This window comes from Bacillus sp. CZDM1, from assembly GCF_055502545.1.
The window spans coordinates 491,793-518,571 of record NZ_JBUESO010000004.1 but is presented as its reverse complement, the minus strand read 5'-3'; the positions used below and the strand labels follow the sequence as shown (position 1 = coordinate 518,571).

General features: G+C 37.6%; 17 protein-coding genes. 14 read left to right on the top strand and 3 right to left on the bottom strand.

All coding sequences use genetic code 11. From position 1 onward, the window contains the following. Positions 1-223: 223 nt before the first annotated feature. The 9 genes from ACY3XC_RS12685 to ACY3XC_RS12645 all read left to right on the top strand — a co-directional run bounded on the left by ACY3XC_RS12685 (position 224) and on the right by ACY3XC_RS12645 (position 15,928). Complete coding sequence (locus ACY3XC_RS12685) at positions 224-1,297, top strand: Wadjet anti-phage system protein JetD domain-containing protein (RefSeq protein WP_464868852.1); 1,074 nt, start codon at positions 224-226, stop codon at positions 1,295-1,297. Further along, the gene (locus ACY3XC_RS12680) at positions 1,288-2,799 is read left to right on the top strand and encodes a hypothetical protein (protein ID WP_256988930.1); all 1,512 of its coding nucleotides are present in this window, start codon (positions 1,288-1,290) and stop codon (positions 2,797-2,799) included. Before ACY3XC_RS12685 ends, ACY3XC_RS12680 begins: the two co-directional genes overlap by 10 nt. After that, positions 2,796-3,545 (top strand): DUF6063 family protein, encoded by a 750-nt coding sequence (locus ACY3XC_RS12675; protein WP_464868851.1) that lies wholly within the window; start codon positions 2,796-2,798, stop codon positions 3,543-3,545. Before ACY3XC_RS12680 ends, ACY3XC_RS12675 begins: the two co-directional genes overlap by 4 nt. Further along, a complete protein-coding gene (locus ACY3XC_RS12670; protein WP_464868850.1) occupies positions 3,523-7,986 on the top strand; it encodes a hypothetical protein in 4,464 nt (1,487 codons plus the stop codon). Before ACY3XC_RS12675 ends, ACY3XC_RS12670 begins: the two co-directional genes overlap by 23 nt. A 381-nt stretch (positions 7,987-8,367) precedes the next feature. Further along, complete coding sequence (locus tag ACY3XC_RS12665) at positions 8,368-10,113, top strand: alkaline phosphatase D family protein (RefSeq protein ID WP_464868849.1); 1,746 nt, start codon at positions 8,368-8,370, stop codon at positions 10,111-10,113. 261 nt (positions 10,114-10,374) lie between these two features. Then, the gene (gene uxaC / locus ACY3XC_RS12660) at positions 10,375-11,805 is read left to right on the top strand and encodes a glucuronate isomerase (protein ID WP_464868848.1); all 1,431 of its coding nucleotides are present in this window, start codon (positions 10,375-10,377) and stop codon (positions 11,803-11,805) included. Positions 11,806-11,896: 91 nt separating this feature from the next. Continuing rightward, a complete protein-coding gene (locus ACY3XC_RS12655) occupies positions 11,897-12,895 on the top strand; it encodes a LacI family DNA-binding transcriptional regulator (RefSeq protein ID WP_179157549.1) in 999 nt (332 codons plus the stop codon). A gap of 62 nt (positions 12,896-12,957) precedes the next feature. Next, positions 12,958-14,421, top strand: coding sequence for a tagaturonate reductase (locus ACY3XC_RS12650; RefSeq protein ID WP_464868847.1), 1,464 nt, complete (start codon positions 12,958-12,960; stop codon positions 14,419-14,421). A 13-nt stretch (positions 14,422-14,434) separates the two neighbouring features. Continuing rightward, on the top strand, positions 14,435-15,928 hold the full coding sequence (locus ACY3XC_RS12645) for a UxaA family hydrolase (protein ID WP_464868846.1): 1,494 nt from the start codon (positions 14,435-14,437) through the stop codon (positions 15,926-15,928). A 156-nt stretch (positions 15,929-16,084) separates the two neighbouring features. Here the strand turns inward: ACY3XC_RS12645 and ACY3XC_RS12640 are convergent, their stop codons facing one another. Both ACY3XC_RS12640 and ACY3XC_RS12635 read right to left on the bottom strand, forming a co-directional pair. Further along, positions 16,085-17,848: an ABC transporter ATP-binding protein gene (locus ACY3XC_RS12640; protein WP_464868845.1), complete on the bottom strand. Its 1,764-nt coding sequence runs from the start codon at positions 17,846-17,848 to the stop codon at positions 16,085-16,087. A 43-nt stretch (positions 17,849-17,891) separates the two neighbouring features. Beyond that, positions 17,892-18,575: a rhamnogalacturonan acetylesterase gene (locus ACY3XC_RS12635; protein WP_464868844.1), complete on the bottom strand. Its 684-nt coding sequence runs from the start codon at positions 18,573-18,575 to the stop codon at positions 17,892-17,894. A 328-nt stretch (positions 18,576-18,903) separates the two neighbouring features. Here ACY3XC_RS12635 and ACY3XC_RS12630 point away from each other — a divergent pair, with 328 nt between their 5' ends. After that, positions 18,904-21,129 (top strand): helix-turn-helix transcriptional regulator, encoded by a 2,226-nt coding sequence (locus tag ACY3XC_RS12630; protein ID WP_464868843.1) that lies wholly within the window; start codon positions 18,904-18,906, stop codon positions 21,127-21,129. A gap of 60 nt (positions 21,130-21,189) precedes the next feature. Here the strand turns inward: ACY3XC_RS12630 and ACY3XC_RS12625 are convergent, their stop codons facing one another. Next, the gene (locus ACY3XC_RS12625; protein ID WP_464868842.1) at positions 21,190-22,074 is read right to left on the bottom strand and encodes a carbohydrate ABC transporter permease; all 885 of its coding nucleotides are present in this window, start codon (positions 22,072-22,074) and stop codon (positions 21,190-21,192) included. A 445-nt stretch (positions 22,075-22,519) separates the two neighbouring features. On the opposite strand from ACY3XC_RS12625, the gene ACY3XC_RS12620 reads away from it, so the two are divergent. From ACY3XC_RS12620 to ACY3XC_RS12605, 4 genes are all read left to right on the top strand, one after another. Continuing rightward, complete coding sequence (locus ACY3XC_RS12620) at positions 22,520-23,377, top strand: ABC transporter permease (RefSeq protein WP_464868879.1); 858 nt, start codon at positions 22,520-22,522, stop codon at positions 23,375-23,377. A 21-nt stretch (positions 23,378-23,398) separates the two neighbouring features. Further along, positions 23,399-24,085 carry a YesL family protein gene (locus ACY3XC_RS12615; protein ID WP_464868841.1) on the top strand — a complete coding sequence of 229 codons (687 nt, stop codon included), beginning with the start codon at positions 23,399-23,401 and terminating at the stop codon, positions 24,083-24,085. After that, positions 24,030-25,559 carry an extracellular solute-binding protein gene (locus ACY3XC_RS12610; protein WP_464868840.1) on the top strand — a complete coding sequence of 510 codons (1,530 nt, stop codon included), beginning with the start codon at positions 24,030-24,032 and terminating at the stop codon, positions 25,557-25,559. Before ACY3XC_RS12615 ends, ACY3XC_RS12610 begins: the two co-directional genes overlap by 56 nt. Before the next feature lie 95 nt (positions 25,560-25,654). Then, positions 25,655-26,779, top strand: coding sequence for a glycoside hydrolase family 88/105 protein (locus ACY3XC_RS12605; RefSeq protein ID WP_464868878.1), 1,125 nt, complete (start codon positions 25,655-25,657; stop codon positions 26,777-26,779).

Here is a 26,779-nt window from a genome sequence, read left to right as displayed (position 1 = left end):
AAGTTTTTCACCATATTTTCCCATAAATAAACACCCCAAAAGTCAGATTTTCACTCTAACTTTCGGGGTGCAGTACATTCTCCTGGCCCAATAAGGCCAGAAGAACCGTCCCCTTGGTTTTGAAATTTCATTTACCAACCATACCGTAACTAGTTTATAATAAAAGGATGTCCAAATTGGACAATAGGAATAGATCTCTATGAAATTAGGAAGATTTAAGTAGGTGAGTACAATCGACATCATTGAAACACGGGTGAGAGGTTTTATTGAGGATATTCAACACCCTAAACAGAAGAAGAAGATAAATATTAACGATTTGGAACTTCAGCTGCGTAAGCTATTGGAGGATTATTTTGAGATGGACGGGTATTCTTTGTTTTACCATGCCATTCAAACATTGGAGGCTGAGGGACAGCTCATCCCTATTCTAAATAATCAATATAATGGAAGAACTCCAGCGCTTAAGCTATTTTATTGGGTTAATATAAAGGTTCAGGAAAACAAATGGGATCGTCTTGCGATGATGAAATTAAGTGATCAGTTTGATTTTTCCTATTATGAACGGCATCCTGAATGGCAGACACAAGACGAATGGGATCGCATCCAGAATGTATATACATTTTTACAAACTAGCCAGGAACGAGAAATCGTGTCATTTGAGGAAAGAAGTCTAGAGCTCTTTGGTCATGAAAAATTCTTATATGATGGTGATAGCTTTCCTGAGGGGAAAGGATTTTTAGCTAGAATTGGAGTATCAGAAGAGCAGCTTAAAATGGTGAACTACGGGGAGCCGTTTGTATTTTGGATGAAACAAGGGAAAGAGATAAAAGATATTCAGCGGGTCCTGATTGTCGAGAACCTATCTTTCTTCCATACTTCCATTAAATTATTAGAATCCAATCAACTCGATTATGAACCTGAACTGATTATTTATGGGGAAGGAACGAAAATTGAAAGAAGCTTTTCTTTTTTCTTCAGAATGTTTCCACACAACAACTATCTTTTCTATTACGCGGGAGACCTAGATGCAGCGGGATATGGGATTATTAGCAGGCTGGTAGAAAAATACCCGGATTGCTGTATTCAGCCTGCCTTGAAAATCTATCGTAAAATGCTAGAGTGCATAGCTCAAAGAAATGATCAAAAACAAGGTCAAACACAAAACATTAAATACCGTGATGCATTCTTTCAATGGTTTACGGAAGAAGAGCAAGCACTATTACAACAATTATGGCAGGAAAATAAACGGATCCCGCAAGAAGTCTTAACAATTGAAACATGGAGGAGATGGCAGTGAACGAATCATGGGAAGGCTTCGCCCAGAGAATGCAACGATTAAATCCACTGTTTGAGCTTGGCCGGGGAATGGAAGTAGGAGAACTGAAACCTCATATCCAATCCATTCTCATGCAGGTACTCCTCACCATTTTTTATAGAGAATTAAATGATGATGATCACAGGCGGAAATCAGATATCAAATATATGGTTGAAGACTCTATCAAACAAATGAAGCTTCTAGCAGACGACAAGCAAATTGAACGGATTACAAGCGGTCTGTTGTATCAGGGAAAGGAAGAGTACAGCAAACCATTTGAGGCATTATATTACGATGAAATCAGACAATCCTGGGAAACTCAGGTCTTTCGCTATGTCACGATGGATGAATTATATACGAATTTAGAGATGGGTGGTTCGATTGTTTATAAACTCACTGATGTCTCACAGGAAATGATTTTTATGAGCAGGGAAATGGCTGAGGAATTCTCCATCACCATTGAACAACTTTATAGTATGCAGCTGATTAAGAATGGTAATTTTCGAAAAGCTACCCGAAACCTCGATCACCTCATTTCACGCGTGAACCGCTTAATGGCAAATGAATTCTCTTTTCAAAAGGAAATGATCAACAATCCCAAAATCTTATTGATTGATGAAGAATGGCAAAGGGCAGACAATCGTGGTGAAATTGAAAAGCAATTTGAAGAAGAAAAAAATCACTTTCGTACGATTACCAGTATGATCGATAAAACAAAACGCAGAAATGAAGAAGATGATTCCATTCAGAAAGAATTAATTCTTCTCCAAGAGAAAATTGGACATACAAGGCAATTGCATGATCGTTTTGCGAAGCTAGTCATTCAAAATATTTCCTATGAGATGAAATTAAAAGCGGAAAATCCTTCACTATTTTGGGAAACCAGTCTCGTTTCATTTCGCGAACATTTTTATGAAAATTTGTTTATGAAGGAGGGAGTTCAAAGTTTTACGGAAATAGAAAGAGTTCTTTCTCCGTTATTTTCACCGAAGAATGAATTTATTTTGCCACTCGATTGGATCTGGGGTGAACAAGAATTCGATGAAAAACAGATAACCGAGACGGTAGTCGAAGAGGAGGCAGAAGAAAGTATTACCCGACTGCGAGTGACCAACTGGGATTCTGTTATTAAGGCATGGAGTTATGTATTTCAATTTTTACAAACGAACGGTGAATTTTCATTAAAGGATTTAAAAGAGCTGCCATTAGAAGTACAGGATTTATGGTTTGAGGAATCTGAAACAATAGATTTGTGGATGATGTTCGATAAAAAGCCGTTGAAGGTTCAAGTACTGCATCGAAAGGAAGAAACCTTAAGCGATGAGAGGGAAATTCTTCTTTCTAAACTAATGAAAGAATACCCGCAATTTCAAGTGTTTGAAGGCTCAAAGATTTTTACCAAGTTTGACCATCGAGCGGAGCCGCATCATTGGTATCAAATGAAAATCACCCCATTTAAGATCTGTGTACAGGAGGGAAAATGATGAATGCAGAAAGTATTAAAAAGGCATCCGCTGTCTATTTCACTCTATTAAAAGATAAAGTAATCGACGAAAATAGTGAACACTTCCAGACATATTTTGATCCGGATGTGAGACAGACGGTTCTTTTATTAGCAGACGAATCCGGTACATATATCATTGAAGCACCTAAACGCATCCATTTAGTTGTTCAGCCAACCGGCTCCGTCTTTGCAACGAATTTTACCCATTTGAAAGATAAGCATAGGCAAGTGGAAACGAAAAAACACTTTCATCTTATTAGCATTGTTATTATGTCTTTTTTAGCAGCCATCGATCGCAATCAGGCTGCGAAAATCCGCACGAAGCGGGAGGGCATTAGCTACTATGCACTAGAACGGCAAGTCAATGATCTTATCATGAAATGGGAGAGTATTCTTAAAACTCAACCCACCTTCGGGGAAGAAGAACGAATTGATATGAAGGAAGTTGTAACCACATGGAAATACATGGAGGTCGATAGTGATGATTTTGGACTAAAAAAAGGAAATCGGCGAACCCGCATCGGTTTAATTGCTGGGGCTATGCGTTTATTAGAAACTGAGGGGCTGATCGTGATTCTTGATCGGGACGATATCGCTAAGGTGATTCCTAAGAGTGAGCTTTTTGAGCGAATTGAATACTTGTATCACGATTATGATCGCTATGAACTATTCAAAAAGTTAATGACTGCGGAGGAGAATGAGCATGCCGAAAATCAATCGAATTAGAATTGTCAATCTGAAGTATGATGGCATGCAAAAGCAATATAAAGATACCACGTTTAATTTCCATAATGAGGAGACCTCAACAAATGGGCTCATTGCGATGATGAATGGTGGCGGAAAAGGTGTGTTCCTACAAACGATTTTCCAAATCCTTAAACCTGGAACCTCGTGGGGAAAGCAGAACAATCGCTATTATCAGCAGTTCTTTTTTAATAATAAAGAGCAATTTATTCCCTATACCTTTCATGTTCTTATTCAATGGGAATTGGACGGTGCAGACCGTCGCCATCTGATTACAGGAGGTATGTTTTCAGCTGAACAGCGGATTTCAATGAGTGAAGAAAGTGGAAATGAAAATAAAACCTTAGAACAGGAAGCAAAGATCCTCCCAAATATTACCTTTTACACAAGAGAATTTGAGCGTAAAGAAGAGGCAGCACTTGAGCATATTCCACTTTATGAAAATGATGAGGCTGCTGATAGTGAAAGCTTGAAGGACTATCTAAAATGGAATGGGTTTGACGTTTACCGAGATACGAAGAAGCACTATCGCATCCTTGATACATACGGAATTAACCGTAAAGACTGGGATATTATGAAGGATATTAACAAGGATGAAGGCGGTGTTGGGAAATACTTCGAGGGCGCTGAGGATGACCATTCCCTGTTCCAAAAACGAATCATTCCTACTGTGAGTCAAGTCTTACATCGAACCGAACATCAAAAGGACGATCTGGTGGAGATTTTCAAAAGTCAGGCAAGTATCGCTAAGGACTTGCCTGTTCTATTAAAAAGAGAGCAAGCCCATAAAGAGTTTTTAGAAGATATTGTTCCATTCGAAGAGCACTTAGCTAAAGGAGTGGAACATAAAGAAATCGTTCATGCAAGTACACAGACAGGAAGACAACTCCTTGGTGCGCTGAAGCATTTGAAGCAATCGGAAGAGGAAAGTTTACTAGCTATCGAGAAAGAAATGGAAAAATTAATCATAAGGCAAGGAGAACTTCGCTTTCAAAAAGATAATTTAGAGTTTGCAAAAGCTCACCGAGAGGTCATGGATTGGGAAAAGAAATTAGTAGAGGAAAGAGCTAAACATACTTCTTTACAAGAGATTGTTAAAGTGAAGCAGGAAAGAAAAGAACAATTGGTCTTTCTAGCTTTATTAAAAGAGTGGAGTGAAAATGAACAAAGTATCACCTCGCTGTCACAACAGATTGCGACATTGGAACAAAATAGCGGCTTAGAGCAAGTGAATCAAAGAATGGCTGAAATCAAAGTAGAAGCTAGAAAAGAGTGGGACGAGTCCTATCAATCCATCCAAGATGGTGTTAAACAGTACTTGGGGTATCAAAAATATTTAAAGAAAAAAGCAACAGAGCTCGCGCAGCAAGATAAACAAAAGACAAAAGACATTGCCCAGCTTAGTACTGAAATTGATTTTCTTTATAAACAAATGCATAACTTTGAGTCTATGGAAGCGGCACTCATCCAAACATTTGGCGACCGCTTAAGCTATGACTTTAAGGGCTTGAACGAGGGAATTCTTAAACAAATTGAAGATAAAAAAGCTAGAGTAGTAGAGTTGCTTGCAAAAGATAAACAATCTAGTGAACTGCAAAATCAGCTTGCTGCTTCACATGGTACGCTCGTCCAATCGATTCAGTATTCAGAAGAAAAATGTGAAGAACTAAGCGCAGCAAATGAAGTGCAAAAGCAAAAAGAAGCAAAACTACTAGATAGGCTTCTTGGTATATTAGATGACGTCACTGCACCGTTTACTCCTTCTCTTTTATCAAAGTATAGCTTACAGATTGAAGAAACACTGAACCATAACCGTCAGCAAGCTGAACAAATGAAAAAAGAACTTTGGGAAACACAACTCGACCACACCTTAAACGATGAGCCTTTCTGGGTCGCAAATAAGGACGTGAAAGAATTAAAGGAATGGATTGATGAAAAGACTGGGATTGATGTGTTTTATGGAACTCAATTTCTTCAATCCTTAGGGACAGAGGATATGGCGAGCTGCCTGATGTCAAATCCGCTTCTTCCATACGGTTTGGTCGTAAGTGGGCAGCAATGGAAAAAAATAAATCATCAGGTTCTTTCAGGCAGGATGTTTAAAAGTCCTGTTCCGATTTTCTTGCGCGAGGAAATGAATAGTGAACATCCACAACCATCTTTTGTGATCATTAATGGAACGGAGAAAGAACTTTTATCGAATAAAAACCAATTCACGGACTGGAAAATAAAGATTGCTAAACAAATAGAAGAAAAGAAAGATGCTCTCCTTGAAATTGAAAAAACAGAAACCTCATTACGTCGAATTTTAAAAGAAATTGATCGTTTTTTATCTGGTGAGCTTGCTAATGATCTTGAAAAAGCTTGGAACCATGAGCTAAACGCTCTATCTTCCAAGAAAATGAAATTACAGGAAATCAAAACACAAGTTGATAAAGAAAAAGAATTACAGCTTGGGATAAAAGAACAGCTGGAAAAGGCAAACGGCAAGATAGAAAAGCTGACAAAAGATGTAGAAACATTAGAGGCTTTTGATCAAGAAAAAACGCTTCAACAAGAAAATAAACGGGTCAAACTTGAGAAGGAAAAACAAAAGGAAGCCTTGACTATTCAGCAGCAAGAAATAGGAAAAGAATATCAAACTATCGTTGATTTGCAAAACCAGTGGAATCAAACGTATGTTGAATGGAAGCTTACAACTGAACAAAATATCAAGGAGATATCCTTCTTTATTGAAGAAGCCGTTTTTCCTCCTGACCAAAAAGCGGACCAAAGCGAAGAGGTTCCTCATCTATCGCTGCATTTACTACAGAAGATAAACGGTAGTATCGAAGAGCTAAAGCAGCTGCAAAAATCTAAAGAAGAACAGGCTAGAGAATTACTCGTTCTACAAGCAAGAAAAGAAACCGAACAGAAGCAGCAAAAGAAATTAGAAAAGAAACTCACAACTCATAATGAAGATTGGAAGGATGCTCCGGAACCATCTGAACCAATCAGTATTTTAGAAAATATGCTGCAAACTGCACAGAAGGAAGCAAAGGCAGCGGAAAAAGAAGAACGGGATCAAGGAACGGCTGTAACCGTCGCCGAAACGTCCTTAAAGCATGCAGCGGAACAACGTGGAAAGTCAGGGAAGAAAGTTGAGAAGCATGAAAAACAGCCAGAAGAATGGGCAGATCTTGACTTAGTGGTTAAAGAAGTAGAAATAAAAGACCAAACAAAGTTAACGAAAGAGGAAGTAAAGCAGGCGGAGAAACGCAAAAAAGAAACTGAAAATCATATTACTGGTTATGAAGGAGATCTCCTAACACTATCCGTCATCCTAAAGGAAGAAGCGGGAGTATTTACGAATGAGGATGTAGAACAAATTAAGAGTCAAGGAAAAGCATGTATCTTATCCTGGTGTGAAAAACATCAAGCTATACAAGAAGAAGGCCAAGAGAAGCATGCGAAAATCGATCAATCATTACGAAATTTAAAGCTGACAATTGAAGGCAAGGATTGGGAGATTCGCTTTAAAAATGAAGTATTAACAACACTTGACCATATGGATACAAGGCATTATACGCATATCCAAAGCGTTGTTAAAAATATGAAGCGTTTTTCACAAAGTGGATTGGAGCAATTGGAACGCGATAAGGAAAGAGCAGAAAAGGCGCAAAACTTCTGGGCTAGCCGTGCCAGCATGAAAGTGATGAGCATTTCAGAGGCAATTCGTTCAATGGTTTCAAAAATGAAGTTGAAAAATGAACGAGGGTCCTTTCCGCTCGTCCAGCTTAAAGAAGACATCTTACCTAAAAAGCCTGAAGATATCGAACCATTGCTGAAGCAGCATTTCGTAGCTGCAATTAATAAAATAACCAAACAATTTGATCTAATCGATGATCATAATCGAGCATTAGATGAAGAAGTCAAACAATTGATTAGTGATGAACAAATTTTGTTTGTTTCACTTAGAAATAGGTATCCTGAACTGCTTGTCTATAACATGCGGACGGATAATGCCTTTATGTACGGAAAACCGCAAAGAGAACATTATTCAACCTGGCAGACGATTAATCAAGGTTCTAAGACGAAATCAGATGGAAGCGGAGGGCAAAAGTTATCAGCCCGAATGGTGATGATGATGATGTTACTATCTGTTAAAAGTGAAACCGACCAAAGCTGGGTTCCATTAGTCTGTGATAATCCGTTCGGACAAGCAGCCTCAGCACATGTCCTTGATCCAATATTTGCCGTTGCTGAAAAACTGAAGTTCCAATTCATCGTCGTTACTCCGCCCGAACTGGTGAAAACGGAAATTAGCCAAAGATTTGATTCCTATTATAAATTGGATTTCATTCGTGAAAAAGGAAAAGAAATTGTTTCCGACACGATTGTTCCCGCATTTCGGATATATCAAGGCGAGGAAGTCACTCAATAAGGTTATAAAGGATTTCAACATAAAAATCTCACTTTCTATATAGAAGGTGAGATTTTTTGTTTTAGAAGGCACCCTTGATGGTCAAGGAAGGTAACGTGCACATTATATTGAAAAGATAGTTTGTAAGATTTTTATGAAAATAATATTAAGAAAAACAGGAAAAAAAGGCTATGTAATGTCGATAGAAATTGCCGTTGATTGGAAGAAATCCGAATTATTGTTGTGAATTTTTTCTTCAACTAAATGGAATGGCCTATTATAAATGAACCATTTAATGCAAACTATACTATTTTTCTATTTACAAACTTCATATTTTTTTAATAAATCCTAGTTATAATCAAAAACGTGGTGAAAATATGCTAATTTGAGAGGGGATAAATCATGACTAATTTGGACGAAATGATTAGGAAGTTTAACGAGCAAAATTTGAAAAAGAATATAGATCGCCGCAGTTTTCTTCATGGAGCCGGCAAGATCGCTGGGCTCTCACTTGGGCTGACCATTGCTCAATCATTGGGAGGATTTAAAGTAGATGCAGCTCCGAACTTCAGCGAATATCCTTTTACTCTTGGTGTTGCTTCCGGCGATCCTCTGTCTGACAGTGTTGTATTATGGACAAGGCTAGCTCCGGATCCATTAAATGGCGGCGGAATGCCAGCACATATCGTTCCCGTTAATTGGGAGCTTTCCACTGATGAAAACTTCCGAAACATAATCAAAAGAGGCACGGAACATGCTTCCCCTGATCTCGCACATTCAGTTCATGTAGAAGTGAGCGGCCTGCAAGCGAATAGTGTTTATTTTTACCGTTTCAAGACCGGAAATGAAATAAGTCCTGTCGGAAAAACAAAAACCTTACCGGCAGCAGGTGCCAACGTAGCAAGCATGACGTTCGCATTCGCTTCTTGTCAGCAGTATGAACACGGCTATTTTACTGCATACAAGCATTTGGCGAAAGAGGATCTGGATCTTGTATTCCACCTTGGCGATTACATATATGAATACGGTACGAACGAGTATCTTTCATCAACGGGCAATGTCCGTGCCCACAAAGGTGATGAAATTATCACAATTGAAGATTACCGTACTCGTCATGCCCAATATCGTTCTGATGAACACCTCAAGGCTGCACACGCTGCATTCCCGTGGGTTGTTACTTGGGATGATCATGAAGTTGAAAACAATTACGCAAATATCATTCCAGAAAAAGGCCAGTCTATTGAGGCGTTTATAAAGCGTCGTGCTGCTGCGTACCAGGCTTATTATGAGCATATGCCACTCCGCAGGTCGTCATTGCCCCACGATGGCGGCATGCAATTATACCGGGATTTTACCTATGGTGATTTAGCGAACTTCTATGTTCTCGATACACGTCAGTACCGAGATGACCAGGCGAATGGTGATGGGTCGAAAGCTCATACACCGGAATCCTTGGATCCAAAGCGCACTCTTCTTGGAACAGAACAAGAACAATGGCTCATTGGCAATCTAGGAAACTCAAAATCTCATTGGAACGTCCTTGCCCAACAGATTTTCTTTGCGCAGCGCAAATCGGGAAGCATCACAGCACCAAAATTCAGTATGGATTCATGGGATGGATATCCGGCGGCACGTCAGCGAATCACTGATTTTGCTGCTGGCAGTAACATCAACAATGTTATCGTTCTTACTGGAGATGTGCATGCAAGCTGGGCTTCAAACCTTACCACTGATTTTAACAATCCAGAGGCTCCGATTTTTGGAGCAGAGTTTGTTGGAACATCGATTACTTCAGGAGGAAACGGATCTGATTGGCGTGCAGACACGGCCAAATCTTTGGCGGATAACCCGCACATTAAATTCTTTAATAATTACCGCGGTTATGTTCGCTGCCAGGTCACTCCAGAACAATGGCGTGCAGATTACCGTGTCGTTCCTTTTGTGACTGAGCAAGGAGCTGATATTTCAACAAGAGCATCATTTGTTTTTGAGAAAGACCAGAACGGGCTCAAAGAAATAGCGGCTACCACAGTCCCTATGGGTATACAAATGTCTGCTGAAGTTGAAGAAGACCGCCACCGTGCCCACGCTCGGGCGCACGAAAAGCAAATGGAGAAAAAGCGCAAACGCGAAGCCGTTACGAATTAATTTTGTTAGAGTAGAAAGAGTGCTGGTGGAATTACCCAGCTCTCTTTTTTGTATAGTTATTAAAAATTATTCAAGAATTCACTAATAATGGTCTTTTCGCTTGCAGCCTGATGTGGAAGTACGACTAGTAAAAAGTGAAGGCGGATATAAGACAAAACAAGATGTTAACGTTAACAATTTATTTACAATGTTTTTCAGATTTGTTAGACTGAAAATAAAGAATTTTGTTAACGTTAACATTTTATATTAGGATGGTGCAAAGTGGAAAAATTTATGGATGAAAACTTTTTATTAAAAAATAAAACCGCTATCTCTTTATTCCATGATTACGCAAAAGACATGCCAATTATTGATTACCATTGCCATTTAAGTCCTAAGGAAATCTATGAAAATAAGAAATTTAAAAATATTACGGAAGCCTGGTTGTATGGTGATCATTATAAATGGAGAGCAATGAGAGCCAACGGAATATCCGAAGAATATATAACAGGGAATTCCAGTGACTATGAAAAGTTCCTTGCATGGGCTAGAACCGTACCTATGACAATAGGAAATCCATTATACAATTGGACTCATTTAGAATTACAGCGGTTCTTCGGTATCTATGATTTGTTAAATGAACAAAGTGCACCAGTAATTTGGGAAAAAGTAAATACCAAACTTAACGAAGAGGGATTTAGTGTAAGGAATTTGATTGAAAAGTCAAAAGTCAAGGTTGTTTGTACTACAGATGACCCTGTAGACAGCCTTGAATACCATCTAAAGTTAAGAGAAGAAAATTCATATTCAGTCAGTGTTGTACCAGGTTTCAGACCTGATAAAGGATTAGAAATAAACCGTGAAGGATTTATGGAATGGGTCGCTAAGCTTGAGAAATCTGCAGAAATAGATATTGAGACTTATGAAGATTTCCTTGCTGCGCTTGAAGCTCGAGTGCAATTTTTCCATTCTGCTGGAGGCAGGGTATCGGATCATGCTTTAGATTCTATGGTATTTGAAGAAACAACCTTCGAAGAAGTGAATGAGATTTTTTCAAAGAGATTATCGGGCAGCAGTATTTCTCTTCAAGAGGAAAAGAAGTTCAAAACGTTCACGTTAATCTATCTTGGTAAGCTGTATTCCAAACTAGACTGGGCCATGCAGTTCCATATTAATGCCCACCGTAACAATAATACGAGGATGTTCAAGATTCTAGGTCCTGACACAGGCTATGATTCTATGAATGACGACCAAATAGCAAAGCCGTTAGTCCATATTCTGAACGCACTGGAGAAGGATAACCAGCTTCCTAAGACGATTATTTATTCATTGAATCCTGGAGATAACTATGTAATCGCAAGCATCATAAATAGTTTCCAAGACGGTAAGACGCCTGGGAAAATTCAATTCGGTACAGCATGGTGGTTCAACGATACAAAAGAGGGCATGCTTGAACAGATGAAGGCATTGTCCACAGTTGGTCTTTTCAGCCGATTTATCGGTATGCTTACTGACTCAAGAAGTTTTCTATCTTATACAAGACATGAATATTTCCGAAGATTGGTTTGCAATTTAATCGGCGAATGGGTGGAAAACGGCGAGGCACCTAATGATTTAGAGTTACTAGGGCAAATTGTTCAGGGGATCTCCTATTACAACGCCAAAAACTATTTTGAGTTTCAGGAAGCAGAAACCGTTGAGTACAGCTCTTAAAAGCAGTAGCTAAAAAGTTTTATAGCTGGAGAGGCAGCAAGGATAAGGTATAATGAACTTAATTATTCTTTGCAAAAGGCAGGTCAAGACAATGGTTACTATAAAAGATATTGCAAAATTGGCCAATGTATCTCATACAACTGTATCAAGGGCGCTAAATAACAGCCCTTTTATTAAAGAGCCAACGAGGAGGAAAATCCTTGATATTGCCTCCCAGCTAAATTATACGCCTAATTACAATGCAAAAAGTCTGGTCATGCAAAAGTCGCATACGATTGGTTTATTTTTAACAAGTATTAGCAATGGCACATCGCCAAGCTTCCTAGCAGACACAATTAAGGGAGTAAACAGTACCATTAGCCAAGAATATAACCTTTTTATTAGGGGTATCGATGATTATCAGGATTATTCGGGTATTAATCTGCAAAGATTTGACGGGATCATTTTAATGAGCCAAAGTGTACGGGATCATTCTTTTATTTATCATGTACTCCAAAAGAAAATTCCCCTCGTCGTGCTTAACAGAGAAATTGAAGAAGATTACATCATCAACATTCTCTCTAACGATACAGAGGGATCGAGACAAGCTGTGCAGTATTTAATAGATTGCGGTCATACAGATATCGCAGTCATTGAAGGAATTCCAACCTTTAAATCAACGCAAATGCGTAAGGACGGTTATCTTACTGCGCTGATTGATAATGGCATTACGATTCAGCCGGATTATTCCGTGAGTGGAAATTATGATATGGAAAGCGGATATCAGGGAATGGAAAAATTACTATCCTTGAAAAAGCCTCCAACAGCCGTTTTTTGTTCCAATGACGACATGGCCATTGGTGCAATGAATGCTGTGTTTGCTAGTGGGTTGAATGTCCCCAATGACATTTCCATTGTTGGATTTGATGATATTGGTTTCGCCCAATATACAACACCAAAGCTAACAACGGTAAAGCGGCCGTTAGAAAAAATCAGTGTACTTGGTGCGGAAAAAATCCTTTCACTCGTAACAGGCCAAGAAGAAAAAGCCGAAAAGGTTTTTGCCAATACAGAATTAATCATAAGAGATTCTGTTAAGAAGAGAGGTTAGTTTTTACCTTTCTTTATGAACAAAAATGTTAACGTGTGCATAATGGAAAGGGGAAAAGAATAGTGCAAAGACTTAATAATAAAATTTATCATGAATATACCTCCTATCCCGAGAAGGTACTTCAGTTTGGGGAAGGTAATTTTTTAAGAGGATTTATTGACTGGCAAATCCACGTTCTTAATGAGAAGACAGATTTCAATGGTAGTGTCGTGGTTGTTCAGCCGCGAGGCAATAACAAGATTGAAAGGCTAAATAAACAGGATGGACTGTTCACCCTTTACCTACAGGGCATAAAAGAAGGTCAATTGGTAAATCAGCATCAAGTGATTGAGTCAATCAGCAGGGGTATTAATCTATTTGCGGATTACCCAGAATATATCAAGCTTGCAGGGACAGAAGATCTCCGTTTTATCGTTTCTAATACGACAGAAGCTGGGATTGTGTTTGACCCAGCCGACCAGTTGGAGGATCGGCCGCAGAAGAGTTTTCCAGGGAAGCTGACAGCGTTCCTCTATCACCGTTTTATAGCGTTTGCAGGTGATACAAGGCGAGGCTGCATTATCATTCCATGTGAACTAATTGAAAGAAACGGGGAAAAGTTGAGGAAAATCGTATTGCAATATGCAAGCCACTGGAACCTTGGGGATGAATTTATTAAATGGGTAGTGAACGCTAATACTTTTTGTTCAAGCCTTGTAGACCGGATAGTACCTGGATTTCCAACCGATTCCTATAAAGAAAAAACCGAACAACTTGGATATGAAGATGAATTGATGGTGGTAGGGGAGCAGTATCACCTTTGGGTCATTGAGGGACCGGAATGGATAAAAAATGAGCTGAAGGTTGAGGGAACAGGGCTAAACACACTGATTGTCGACGATTTAACTCCCTATAGGATACGGAAAGTCAGGATTTTAAATGGTGCACATACAGCGATGACTCCGGTTGCTTATCTTTACGGTTTAAGCACGGTGGAAGAAAGTGTTAATCATGAAGAAATCGGCCTGTTTATAAGAGAAATGATCGAAGAGGAAATAATCCCAACATTAGAGGGGGAAAAAACAGAGCTATGCAGTTATGCAGATGATGTGATTAACCGTTTTGCTAATCCATATATCAAGCATTATTTAATGAGTATCGCATTAAACTCCATTTCTAAATTTCAGACAAGAAATCTGCCCGCCTTATTGGATTATGTTGAAAAATATCACAGCTTGCCAAAACGAATGGTTTTTTCATTAAGCTGCCTGCTTTATTTTTATCAAGGAAAAAGAGGAAATGACATAATCGAACTTCAGGATGATCCGGCAAATGTGCAATTCTTTAAAACTTACTGGGAAAAATTTGAGCAGCATGAACTTACTATGAAAGAACTCGTGAACGAAATCCTGGCAGAGAAAAGGTTATGGGGGATGGATTTGACCTCGATTCCAAATCTAGATCGTACCGTCTGTGCAAACCTCCTTACTATCTATGAAATGGGAGTGAAGGAAGCTCTGAAAGAATTGTTTGAAACATCCATTTAGAAGGGGGCGCAATATGAAGGATTTTCTTCAAATAACTGAAACTGATAATATTATTCTAGCACTAAGGAACTTTAGGAAAAATGAAACCATTCATCTTAATGGCAAGAATATACAAATAAAAGAAGACGTCACCCGCGGCCATAAAATAGCGGTAAAAGATATATATGAAAATGAGGATATTATTAAATACGGCTATCCAATCGGGCATGCGCTCGGTGTGATTGCAGCTGGTGAACATGTTCATACCCATAACACAAAAACGAATTTATCAGGAACACAGGAATACCAATACGTGTTTAAGGAATCTCAGAATCTATTTCAAAATGAAAATCGGACATTCCAGGGATATCGCCGGGAAGATGGGAATGTTGGAATTCGGAATGAATTATGGATTGTACCTACTGTAGGCTGTGTGAACGGAATTGCCGAGAAAATTATCAAGCGGTTTGAGCGTCATGTTGGTGATGTTAGCCCATTTGACAATGTCCTTGTCTTAAAGCATAACTATGGATGTTCGCAGTTAGGAGATGACCATGAAAACACAAAACAAATACTAATCAATGCAGTAAAGCATCCCAATGCTGGAGGTGTTCTTGTTTTAGGTCTTGGCTGTGAGAATAATGAGCTGCCTGAGTTTAAAAAGGCGTTGGGTGAAGTGAATGAGGAGAGAGTGAAATTTCTGATCTCCCAAAATGTTACCGATGAAATCGAGGAAGGTTTTAAACTGGTCATGGAAATATATGAAAATGCTAAAAATGACAAAAGGGAGTCCGTTCCACTTTCAGAATTAAAAATTGGCTTAAAATGCGGTGGATCCGATGGATTTTCTGGCATTACCGCCAATCCGCTTCTCGGGAGATTCTCTGATTATTTAATTGCACAAGGAGGAACAACCGTCCTTACTGAAGTCCCGGAAATGTTTGGAGCCGAAACGAAATTAATGGAACGTGCTGCAGATGAAAAGATTTTTGAAAAGATTGTTGATCTAATCAATGACTTCAAGGAATATTTTTTGCGTCATAATCAACCTGTTTATGAAAACCCTTCACCAGGGAACAAGTCTGGCGGTATTACGACACTAGAAGACAAATCCCTTGGGTGCACACAGAAAGCGGGCACGAGCACCATTGTCGATGTCTTAAAATATGCTGATACACTTAAAACAAAAGGGTTAAATCTCTTAAGTGCCCCAGGTAATGACCTCATTGCTTCCACGGCGCTTGCAGCTGCCGGCTGCCAGCTGGTTTTATTTACGACAGGGCGGGGGACCCCGTTCGGAACCTTTGTTCCAACAATGAAAATTTCAACTAATACACAAATCTACGAAACAAAACCACACTGGATTGACTTTAATGCAGGAACCTTATTGGATGAGGGAGTACTGCCAAAACAAGTGTTAAATGACTTTGTGGAGTATATTATTCAAGTTGCCAGCGGCGAATTTGTCAATAATGAGAAAAATGACTTTAGAGAGATTTCGATTTTTAAGAGTGGAGTTACGTTATAATCAGAGACTTAACAGATCCCTTTTGAGTAGACAGTCATACAGTCTTTCAAAAGGGATATTTTTTTGTTTATATAGCGCAAATTAACAGGCAAAAAAAGATGCCAGGCTTGATTCCCTTAGCATCTAATTACGACTATTAATCCCTTTGCTAGACCACTAAATTTGTAATTGCTTTAATTCATAAAACTTCCCTTTATTAGACATCAATTCCTCGTAGGTACCAAATTCTACACATCGACCATTTTCGATCATTGCTATTTTATCTGCATTACGAATTGTTGAAAGACGGTGGGCCACGATAAATGTAGTCCGGCCGTGACATAAACTATTCAAAGCTTCTTGAATTTTTTTCTCAGAATGGCTATCCAATGCAGAAGTGGCTTCATCTAAAATAATGACCTTCGGGTTTCGAATTAAGGCTCTTGCGATTGATACCCGTTGCCTTTGACCACCTGAAAGCTTATCCCCATGTTCTCCAATCCTCGTGTTCAATCCTTCAGGAAGCTTCTGTATAACATCCCAGAGGTTTGCAGCAAGGAGGACCCTTTGTAGTTCTTCTTCTGTCACAGATGGCATTCCATACGTGATATTTTGAAGAATGGTTCCAGAGAACAGAATAGTTGATTGAGGGACTACTGCTAAATGCTGTCGAAAAGATCTTAAATCAATGAAGGACATATCATGGCCATCTAAAAGAATTTTTCCATCAGTAGGTTGAATAAATCCAATGAGTAAATTCAGGATCGTTGATTTGCCCGAACCGGATTCTCCGACAAAAGCGACCGTTTCTCCTTGTTTGACCTCTAAGTTAATATCTTGGAGGATCGTTTGATCGCTATTAGGATACCTGTAACAAATCTGTTGTAAGGAAAAATTTCCATCTACTTGTTTAATTTTTGGTTTATTCTCATGATTTTCTACTTCACCAGCCGTTAATATTTCGCCAATGGAGTTTACTGATTCCAAGCCCTTAGCGATAGTGGGTATTAATGTTATCATACTAGAAACAGAGTTTACTACTGTTGTAAAGTATGTTTGATACATCACCACTTCCCCTGGAGTAATGGAACCGCGTAATGCCAAAATACCAGTGAAAACTAAACAAATAATTTGAAAAAGTTGAAAACTGGCCCAACTAACAGAACCAAATACAGATTGAATGATATCTAATTGAAACCCTTTTGTTAATATTTGTTGGAATCGATGATTTAAACGGCGTACCTCTTGTTTCTCTAACGCATGCGCACGGGCAATGGGTACTAATTCTATCATTTCAATTACACGCGCAGAGGTTTCTTCCATTTCTTGACGAAATTCAGAATTTGAGGTTCTGATTTTTTTACGGAAGACAACAATAATAAGTGCAGATATCGGTACAGTTAATATAAAAAATAGAAATACAGTAGGGCTGTTATATAACGTAATGGCTAAAGCCACTAGTAGATTGACAATAATATTTAAACTACTGACAAACACTTGTGAGGAAAGTGTCTGGACAGCTTCTACATCTCGCATAATTTTAGATTGAAGCCTTCCAGACTGCATCTCTTTTTGATAGGGAATTGAAAGTTCTTGCAGCTTTTTAATAAGCGAGGCACGCAAACCCGATTCCACACTGCGAATCGCATAACTATGCAATTTAGTATGATAATAATTGGTTATGATGTTTTGAAGTACTAATATTAACATAATGATCGCATTAAGATATATGGTTTGAATTCCACCACCTTCCTGGATAGTAGCGGCATTGATCACATTCGCAATTACGATCGGCATTACCCAAGCAGGGATATGTTTGATGATAAAGAATACAGCAGAATAAAATATTCTTAAGTAGTTTCCTTTATATAATCCTACTAGCACCTTAAAGGAATTTTTCTGATTTTTGTTATAGATTTGCTGTACAAATGAATCCTCCATTGATTCAACTCCCTATAAATGGCTGAGAAAGATGGTATTTTCACTATTTTAGTAGCTTCCTTAGAGGTAAATCACTTTGTTGGATTGCTTCAATAATTAATTGAGCCACTGTTTTCGCACCTTCTTCATTGAAGTGGGTGTTGTCTATAATCCCCTCAGGATAGTTTTCGGATTGACCCGGAGGTAAATGCAAGTAGTATTTTTTTGACTTCTCATTACCGATTTTCCCCATAAACTCGGTGGTGATATTATGTATGTCTAAAATGGGTACATGGTTTTTTGTAGCAAATTGAATCATGGCTTGAGGGAAATCTCCAATTGACATGACATCAATACTGTCATTTTCAAACTTTCGGCGAGTGACGGAAGTTAATAATAGTGGATAGGCATTTTTTTGATACGCCGCTTGAATGAATTGAAAAAGATTATCTTGATAATCTCCATAAGGGTGCGTTCCACGTTCAGGGTCTTCTATTTTTTGATCATTGTGGCCAAATTGGATGATGAGGTAATCTCCGGGGTGAATGCTTTGTTCAATAGCAGCTAAATGACCCTCGTTTATAAATGATTTTGTGCTTCGGCCGTTAATGGCACGATTTTCAATCTTTACATTCTCTTTAAAGTACGATTGAAATGCTTCTCCCCAGCCTGTTTCTGGACGTTTTTCTGGTAGTTTTATAGCAGCCGTAGAATCTCCTGCTATATAAATGGTTATTTGATTTTCCATCCGTATTTGCTCCCGTTTTTTAAATTTCTTATTACTCGATGATAAAAGCATATGTACACGTTAACATTTTTATGTTAAAACAAAAGTAGAACTAATTTTGGTTTCTTTATAGAGGATATGGTTATATTGCGCGGAGAAATGTTAACGTTAACATTGTATAATCAAAATGTTTTAGTGTCAATGCATATACCATACAATGATAAAATGCTAGGTTACATAGTCTTGTAAATGTGGTAATTGTAGTTTAATATAACGTAAGCGTTATCAAATTTTTGAAAATTGCATTTTTTAAATATATTGAAAAACAGTTTACCGAAGGGGTGATTTTTTGAAAAAAGCAAGAGTGTTTTACAAACTATTTATCCCGTTTTTCTTATTGGGTATAGGACTTGTCATTGGATTTAGCATATTTATCTATAATTCAACGTATCATTCCGTTGAGGAAAGCTTCTTGAAGGATAAGAAAAACTATACTAAACAAATTCTTCACAATGTTGAACAAAAGGTAAGAACAATCGAGTATGGATATACGGCTTACAGCGCGACATCAAATTTTGAAGAAATCTTTAAAAATCCGTTGTCAGGCAAAGATTTTGATATATACCGGGATATCAAAAAAGAGATGAGTTACATAGAAATGATGGGGATCGAAGGCAGTAATAATAGTTTAGTAAGCTTGGAACAGAACTGGGGAATCATTAACGGTTCTTTGAGAACGCTAACAACGGAAGAAATTACTGAATACAAAAATACATATATTAACAATGATATCAATAGCCTATTTTGGAAACCTATAAAATCTGGAATCGAAATGGTTATGACTTTACCGATGTATAAGAGGGAAAAGTTCGCTTTAGGAATTTCCTATATTCCTAGAAGAAGTATTGATCAGATTATAGGTGACCAAAATAATATAGTAGAAATTTATAATAAAAAAAATCAATTACTTTATTCGAGCTTGATGAAGAATAAAGAGGTGAAAAAAGGTAGTTTTCAAGATTTTGAAGCTGTCTCTAAGGAAGGCGGGCAAAATGCCAACGTGTTAGCAACAGATGATGGAAAAAAATATGTCTATATGCAGTCTGATTATAATCGTTGGCTTTATTTAGTGGAAATCGATGAAAATGAGATTGGCAGCATTATTCATAATACAAGAGTAGGCCTTTTTATTGTCTCAGCCCTATTAATTTTTTTGGTGGGTATTATTTCATATTTGCTGGCCTTATCATTCACACGACCGATAAAGAAGATACAGGAAAAACTGGACATTCAGGGAGTCCATAAAAAACAAAATGAACTTTCCTTTTTGGCTGATTCAATTGATAAGATAGTCGGACAAAATGAACTGTTAACCGCTAGTCTGTCTATTCAGAAACCTCAATTGGAGACATTATTTGTTTTAAGCCTTTTTAGAAAACGAATTTCTGAAGATGATGTGATGAATCGGTTAGAGCAATTTGGCTACCATTTTGAAGGGGATAAGGTGTTTTATACAGGTTTGATTCAAATCGACAACTTTGATGATCAACAAGTTGGCGATAAAAATCTATTATTATTGGCTATTAATAATATAGTAGGAGAGATTGTTCTTAAGGATGAACGTCTTAATCCAATCGTTTTAAATGATGAAATGCAAGCAACGATCTTTATCTTAGATAAAAGCGACGAAGAACCTGAGCGCCGGATCATGAAGTACTATGAAGAAATCCAAGCAGCGGTGAAAAAATCGATGAATATTATCATTAGTGTTGGGATTAGCCCGATTTATGAATCGTTAATCGATAGTAAAAAAGCGGTAGATTTAGCAAAAGAATCGCTACATTACCGAGTAAATGTTGGACCGGAGTCGATTATTTTCTATAATGATATCTCTTCGATGTTAAATGATGCGTCTATTTCAAAATTCCCTGTCGAGTTACTCAATGAGTTATTGAATACGATTCGTTCTGGTCATGAGGAAGATGTCATGAACATGGTCGATTTGCTGGTTGAAGAAATTTTTCGTTTAAATAAAAATCCCATTAGCTTAGGCGTTACCTTAATTCGAGTTATTAATGAACTCGTGCAATTAGGACAACTATTAGGTGCTGAATCAAAAATCTTTGAAAATATAAAGAAATTGTATCAAGCTGCCATGAACGCCTATTATCCAGAAAAGATTAAGGAAATGTTGATTAACGATTTAATTAAACCCGTCATTATAAGCACTCATGATAAAACAGAAAGAGGATTTAAATCCTTATCTGATAAAATCGTATACATTGTACAAACGGAATATGATCAGGAAATTTCCCTGGATATTATTGCAGATCGATTGCATTATAATCCTAACTATTTAAGCAATGTATTTAAAAAAGAGTATGGTGAGAATTTTGTAGACTATCTAATGAATTATCGCTTACAAATGGCACAAAGTTTGTTAAAAGATACCGATTTGGCTATTAAAGAAATTGCTGAACGTTTACAGTATCGGAATTCTCAAAACTTTATTCGATTCTTCAAGAAGAAATTGGGAATGACCCCTGGAGATTATCGTAAGGAATATATGCATTAGAATGGTTTTTCACCAAAAAAAAGCTTCTGCTATAGAAGCTTTTTTTGATTGATTTATATTTTATCCTTTTACAGATCCAACCAATGCACCTTTGACGAAGTATTTTTGAACAAATGGGTAGGCAATTAACATTGGAACAGTGGCGATTACGATAACAGCCATCTTAATCGTTTGAGCGGGCGGTACAACATCTACTGAGGACCCTTCAGCTTGCATACCACTAGATACGATGACAATTTGACGTAATAATACTTGTATCGGCCACTTGATAGAATCATTAATGTAAAGAATAGCTGTCATATACGTATTCCAATAGGTGACTGCATAGAACAAAGAAATAGTAGCGATTGATGGTAATGCCAGCGGCAGCATGATTTTAACGAAGACACCAAAATCTGTGCAGCCATCCATTTTTGCCGATTCTTCTAAACTATCAGGTAAGGCTTGGAAAAAGTTTCTCATAATAATTAAGTTGAAAGCGTTTATTGCTACTGGCAATATTAGTGACCAATAAGAATCAATTAAACCAACGGATTTAACAACTAAGAAGGTAGGAATCATTCCACCGCTGAAAAGCATGGAGAAAACAACAATAAAATTAATGGAATTTCTCCCTATTAGATATTTTCGAGATAAGCCGTATGCCATTAATGCTGTGAGTACCATACTTACTAAAGTACCTATACCGGTTACTCCAATGGAAACCGCTAATGACTTAAAGGGGGTAGGCGTTGATAAAATATAGCGATAGGCATCCAGAGAAAAAGTTCGTGGAAATAAGATGAATTTCCTTGCGACCACTTCCTGAGTGGATGCAAATGAACTTGCGATCACATTGACAAATGGAAGAAAACAAACAAGGGCAATCAGGATTAGGATGGTACCATTTATAATGGGAAAGATTAGACCTCCTTTGGTTTTTTTATTCTGTTTCGTTTTCTTCATATAAATCCTCCTCGCTTCCACAATAGTAATCTATTTATCTTTTAGTAAGATAAACCAACCTTATCATCACACCCAAATTCCGTATATAATCAATATCCCACTATTGAAATAGCAATAAGGATAGCGGTTTCATGGTAAAAAAATTGCGCTAAAAAGGGATAATCACAACTAGTTAAAAACTATCATTATGGTGGATACCATGTTCAAGAACACTGATACCAAAGGGTTTTGTAAGCGTAATCATAAAATGATTATGTACGTAATTTTTCATTTTCAGTATGCTTAGAACAAGAAAGGAAAGCAAAATGATAAGAGGAGGAAGGAAATGGAAGGTGCTGTGAATCAAAATAATCAACCCTTGCCCATTTTGACTGCAAGGCAGCAAAAAATCAAAAAAAGACAAAAAATCTTAGCGGGATTAAAAACGAATAAAATCTTATATCTTATGATTTTCCCTGGTGTACTTTATTTCCTTATATTTAAGTACTTACCGATGGCGGGTCTCATTATTGCTTTTCAAGACTATCAGCCATTCTTAGGGATATTAGGAAGTCCATGGGTCGGTCTCAAACATTTTATTCGTTTATTTACGGAACCTACTTTCTTTATGTTATTAAAGAATACATTGATCTTGTTTGCTTTAAATCTAATAATCTTTTTTCCATTACCGATCATCGTAGCTCTCATGCTTAATGAAGTGAAGAATAGATATTTTAAAGCAGGAATTCAAACCCTAATTTATATCCCTCACTTTATGTCTTGGGTAATTATTGTTTCCATCTCATTTATCTTTCTGAATGTGGATGGCGGTATTATTAATGAATTTTTAGCATTAATAGGATTGGAGAAAATCAGCTTCCTAACTGCACCTGATTGGACAAGGACCGTGTACATCGCACAAATCATCTGGAAAGAATTAGGCTGGTCAACGATCATTTATCTAGCTGCGATTACCGCAGTAGATACTCAATTATATGAAGCAGCTGAAATGGATGGTGCTGGTCGTCTTCGAAAAACTTGGCATGTGACATTGCCTGCTATTCGTCCAATTATTATCACACTATTAATCTTGAAAATTGGAAGCACCCTTGATCTAGGTTTTGAGCATATGTATCTTTTACTTAACTCATTAAACCGTAGTGTTGCAGAAATTTTTGACACCTATATATATACAGCTGGTTTAAAGAATGGTCAGTTAAGTTTCAGTACTGCAGTTGGATTATTTAAAGGTCTTGTTGGATTGGTATTAGTTATTCTTGCAAATAAATTAGCGAAGAAATTTGGAGAAGACGGCGTGTATTAGAGAAAGGTAGGAGGGGATATCATGCTGAAATCAGTGGAAAGGTTGAATCACGTTTTAACGATCATCCTTAACTTGGCATACGTGAATTTTTTATGGATACTCTTTACCATTTTTGGATTAGGCATATTCGGTATTGGCCCCTCCACTTATGCATTGGTTAGTATTTGCAGGCAATGGGTTCGTGGCAGCCATAGCCTGCCGGTATTTAAAACCTTCTGGAAATATTACAAAGAGAGTTTCAAAGAATCTGTCATTATCAGTTGGATATATCTCATAGGCGGAATTGTTTTAATCGTTGATTTAATGCATGTAGCCAATTGGTATGTTAGGGTCGCATTATTTGTAATCAGTTTTATCTATTTATTATCACTCGTTTATATCTTTCCAATTATGGCTCATTATAACTGGAAGGGAATTTTCTTTAAAATGAAGATGTCTCTACTATTCGGTTTTTCCTGTCTACAATATACACTAGTATTATTTTTAGTTACCGGTGTAATTTATTGGGCAGTAACTACTTTTTTTCCAGGGGTTTTAACCTTTTTAGGTGTTAGTTTCTTATTCTATTTGATTACCTGGACAGCTAATCAAGTGTTTACAAGAATGGAAACGATGGATGCCAAAGAGCTAGAAGATAAAAGTATTTACCACAATGCAAAGGAGAATTGGAATGAAAAAACAAAAGGTATCAAAGTTAGCCAGTGTTAGTTTAGCAGGTGCGCTTCTATTAGCAGGGTGCAACAGTACAGCTTCTACCGACAAAAATTCATCAAAGGCAGACGACAAAAACAGTACAACAGAAATTTCTTGGTTAAACATTCTGCATACGGCTTCTCCGCCGACCGATACAGTGTTAGACCAAATCGAGAAAAAAACAAATACAGAAATTAAATTTTCTTGGATCCCTGATGCATCAAAAGAGGAACGTCTCAATACAGCATTAGCTTCGGATTCGTTAGCAGATATTGTTACTTTAACCATTTTGGAAAATTCCTCTGTCCGTAATGCTTTGAAATCAGGGATGTTCTGGAATGTTGAGGATTATTTAGATGAGTTTCCTAACTTAAAAGATATTTCAAAAGACATTCGTGTTTCTGCCTCTATTGAAGGTAAGCTTTATGGCATTCCGTTCCAAAAAGATTTAGCTCGAAATGGTGTCGTTCTTCGTAAAGATTGGTTAGATAAAGTAGGTTTGGCTGTTCCTAAAACAACAGAAGAATTAATGGAAGTGGCGAAAGCGTTTACGGAAAAAGATCCGGATGGTAATGGTAAAAATGATACGACTGGATTTATGGATCGTAGTGATTTAATCTATGGTGCTTTCAAAACATTAGGTTCATACCATGGTACACCAAATAATTGGCAGGTGGACAGTAAGGGCAACTTTACTGCTGAGTTTGAAACAGATGGCTATATTGAAACAATGGACTACATGAAAGAGTTATATGAAAACGGCTGGATTAACAAAGACTTTGCTGTAACAGCCAAAACAGATCAACAGCAAAACTTTGCTCAAGGTAAGGCAGGTATTTATGTAGGAGCTCTATTCGATGCCAAAAACCTACAAACAATGGCCGCGGGTATCCAAGATAATATGGAAATTGCCTTAGTCAATGATATGACATCTGATTCGAATCCTGAACGAGCCATCTGGTCTGCAGGTAATGGTATTGGCGGGTTACTAGCCTTCCCACGTTCAGAGGTTAAGGATGAAGCGGAATTAAAACGGATTTTGAAATTCGTTAATGATTTATTAGAACCAGAAAACTATACGTTAATGACCTACGGTATTGATGGTACACACTATAAGGTTAATGATGATGGTGCATATGAAATTATTAACCAGGATTTATGGCAGCAGGAAGTCCAGCCTTTTGCCTCTTCACGTCCAAAAGAGGCTGGTTATGGTTTAAAAGACCCTAACCCAATTAAATCATTAGCAGATGATATGATTGCTGAAAACGCAAAATATGCTGTCTTTAACCCTGCAGTTCCTTTAGAATCACCAACTTTCACTACACAAGGTTCGGAATTACAAAAGATTATTACGGATGCTACGTATCAATACATTTTAGGAGAAATCTCTCTCGATGATTATAAGGAAGCAATTAAAAATTGGAATGAACAAGGCGGCAAAACGATAAAAGAGGAATATAAAGCAGCGTACAAAGCAGCAGAATAATAACTATGGAGGTTTTTCTATTGAAGGTTTGTTCAATTGAAAGAACCTCCATTCTATATGCTGGCATGTTAAGTAATATAAACCGAGATAGGAGAATGATAGATATGAATTGGTCCGTTAAAACAGCAAACTCAATTATCGAAAGACTACCTCGTATATATGAGGACAAAGGATATAAAGGAAAGTGGTCCTATGATTATGGTGTGGTATTTAAAGGGTTTGAAAGGGTCTGGAAGCAAACGGGAGAACCGAAATATTTTAACTATATAAAAGAAAACATGGATTATTTTATCCAAGAAGATGGGTCAATAAAAGGGTATCATCTGGATGAATATAATATCGATCATATTAATAATGGAAAAATGTTATTTGTCCTTTACAAAGAAACCGGAGAGGAAAAGTATCAAAAGGCTGCTGAATTATTACGCAGTCAGCTCCAAACACACCCTAGAACATCTGAAGGTGCGTTTTGGCATAAACAAATTTATCCTTATCAAATTTGGCTGGACGGTTTATACATGGGTTCCCCCTTTTATGCAGAGTATCAAACAACCTTTGCTAATGGAGAAGGTTTAGAGGATATCATTCGTCAGTTTAGACTTAGTTATCAGCATTTAATAGACGAAAAGACAGGGCTTTTATATCATGCATGGGATGAGAGAAAAGTTCAGCCATGGGCCAATAAAGAAACGGGTTTGTCAGAGAACTTCTGGGGACGTTCTATGGGCTGGTATTTATTAGCTTTAGTAGATACATTAGAAATCCTTCCTAAAGATACACCCGATCGAGACTTTCTTGTACAGATACTAGAGAAAACATTAAAAACACTAGTAAACTACCAGGATGAAGCAAGTGGTGTCTGGTATCAAGTAACAGATAAGGGACATGTAAAAGGGAATTACTTAGAAGCTTCGTGCAGCAGTATGTTTGTGTGTGCAATAGCAAAAGGGATTCGCTTGGGGGCTCTTGATCGACAAGAATGGGAAGCGCAGTTAAGAAAGTCGCACCAAGGATTATTGGATGAATTTGTCCTGCTAACGAAAGAAGGCTGGGTGAATTTAAATAAGAATTGTCAGGTTGCTGGACTGGGCGGCGATGATCAACGGGACGGAACCTATACGTATTACATTAGTGAACCGATTATTTGTAATGACCAAAAAGGGGTAGGTGCGTTTTTACAAGCTTTAGCTGAATTTGAAGAAGTCATGAATGAGGAGTAA

Bases quoted from the DNA above. Each gene is read 5' to 3' on its own strand.
- ACY3XC_RS12680 (WP_256988930.1), top strand. From the start codon at position 1,288: ATGGCAGTGAACGAATCATGGGAAGGCTTCGCCCAGAGAATGCAACGA.
- ACY3XC_RS12675 (WP_464868851.1), top strand. From the start codon at position 2,796: ATGATGAATGCAGAAAGTATTAAAAAGGCATCCGCTGTCTATTTCACT.
- ACY3XC_RS12670 (WP_464868850.1), top strand. From the start codon at position 3,523: ATGCCGAAAATCAATCGAATTAGAATTGTCAATCTGAAGTATGATGGC.
- ACY3XC_RS12665 (WP_464868849.1), top strand. From the start codon at position 8,368: ATGACTAATTTGGACGAAATGATTAGGAAGTTTAACGAGCAAAATTTG.
- ACY3XC_RS12655 (WP_179157549.1), top strand. From the start codon at position 11,897: ATGGTTACTATAAAAGATATTGCAAAATTGGCCAATGTATCTCATACA.
- ACY3XC_RS12645 (WP_464868846.1), top strand. From the start codon at position 14,435: ATGAAGGATTTTCTTCAAATAACTGAAACTGATAATATTATTCTAGCA.
- ACY3XC_RS12640 (WP_464868845.1), bottom strand. From the start codon at position 17,848: ATGGAGGATTCATTTGTACAGCAAATCTATAACAAAAATCAGAAAAAT.
- ACY3XC_RS12635 (WP_464868844.1), bottom strand. From the start codon at position 18,575: ATGGAAAATCAAATAACCATTTATATAGCAGGAGATTCTACGGCTGCT.
- ACY3XC_RS12625 (WP_464868842.1), bottom strand. From the start codon at position 22,074: ATGAAGAAAACGAAACAGAATAAAAAAACCAAAGGAGGTCTAATCTTT.
- ACY3XC_RS12620 (WP_464868879.1), top strand. From the start codon at position 22,520: ATGATTTTCCCTGGTGTACTTTATTTCCTTATATTTAAGTACTTACCG.
- ACY3XC_RS12615 (WP_464868841.1), top strand. From the start codon at position 23,399: ATGCTGAAATCAGTGGAAAGGTTGAATCACGTTTTAACGATCATCCTT.
- ACY3XC_RS12610 (WP_464868840.1), top strand. From the start codon at position 24,030: ATGCAAAGGAGAATTGGAATGAAAAAACAAAAGGTATCAAAGTTAGCC.
- ACY3XC_RS12605 (WP_464868878.1), top strand. From the start codon at position 25,655: ATGATAGATATGAATTGGTCCGTTAAAACAGCAAACTCAATTATCGAA.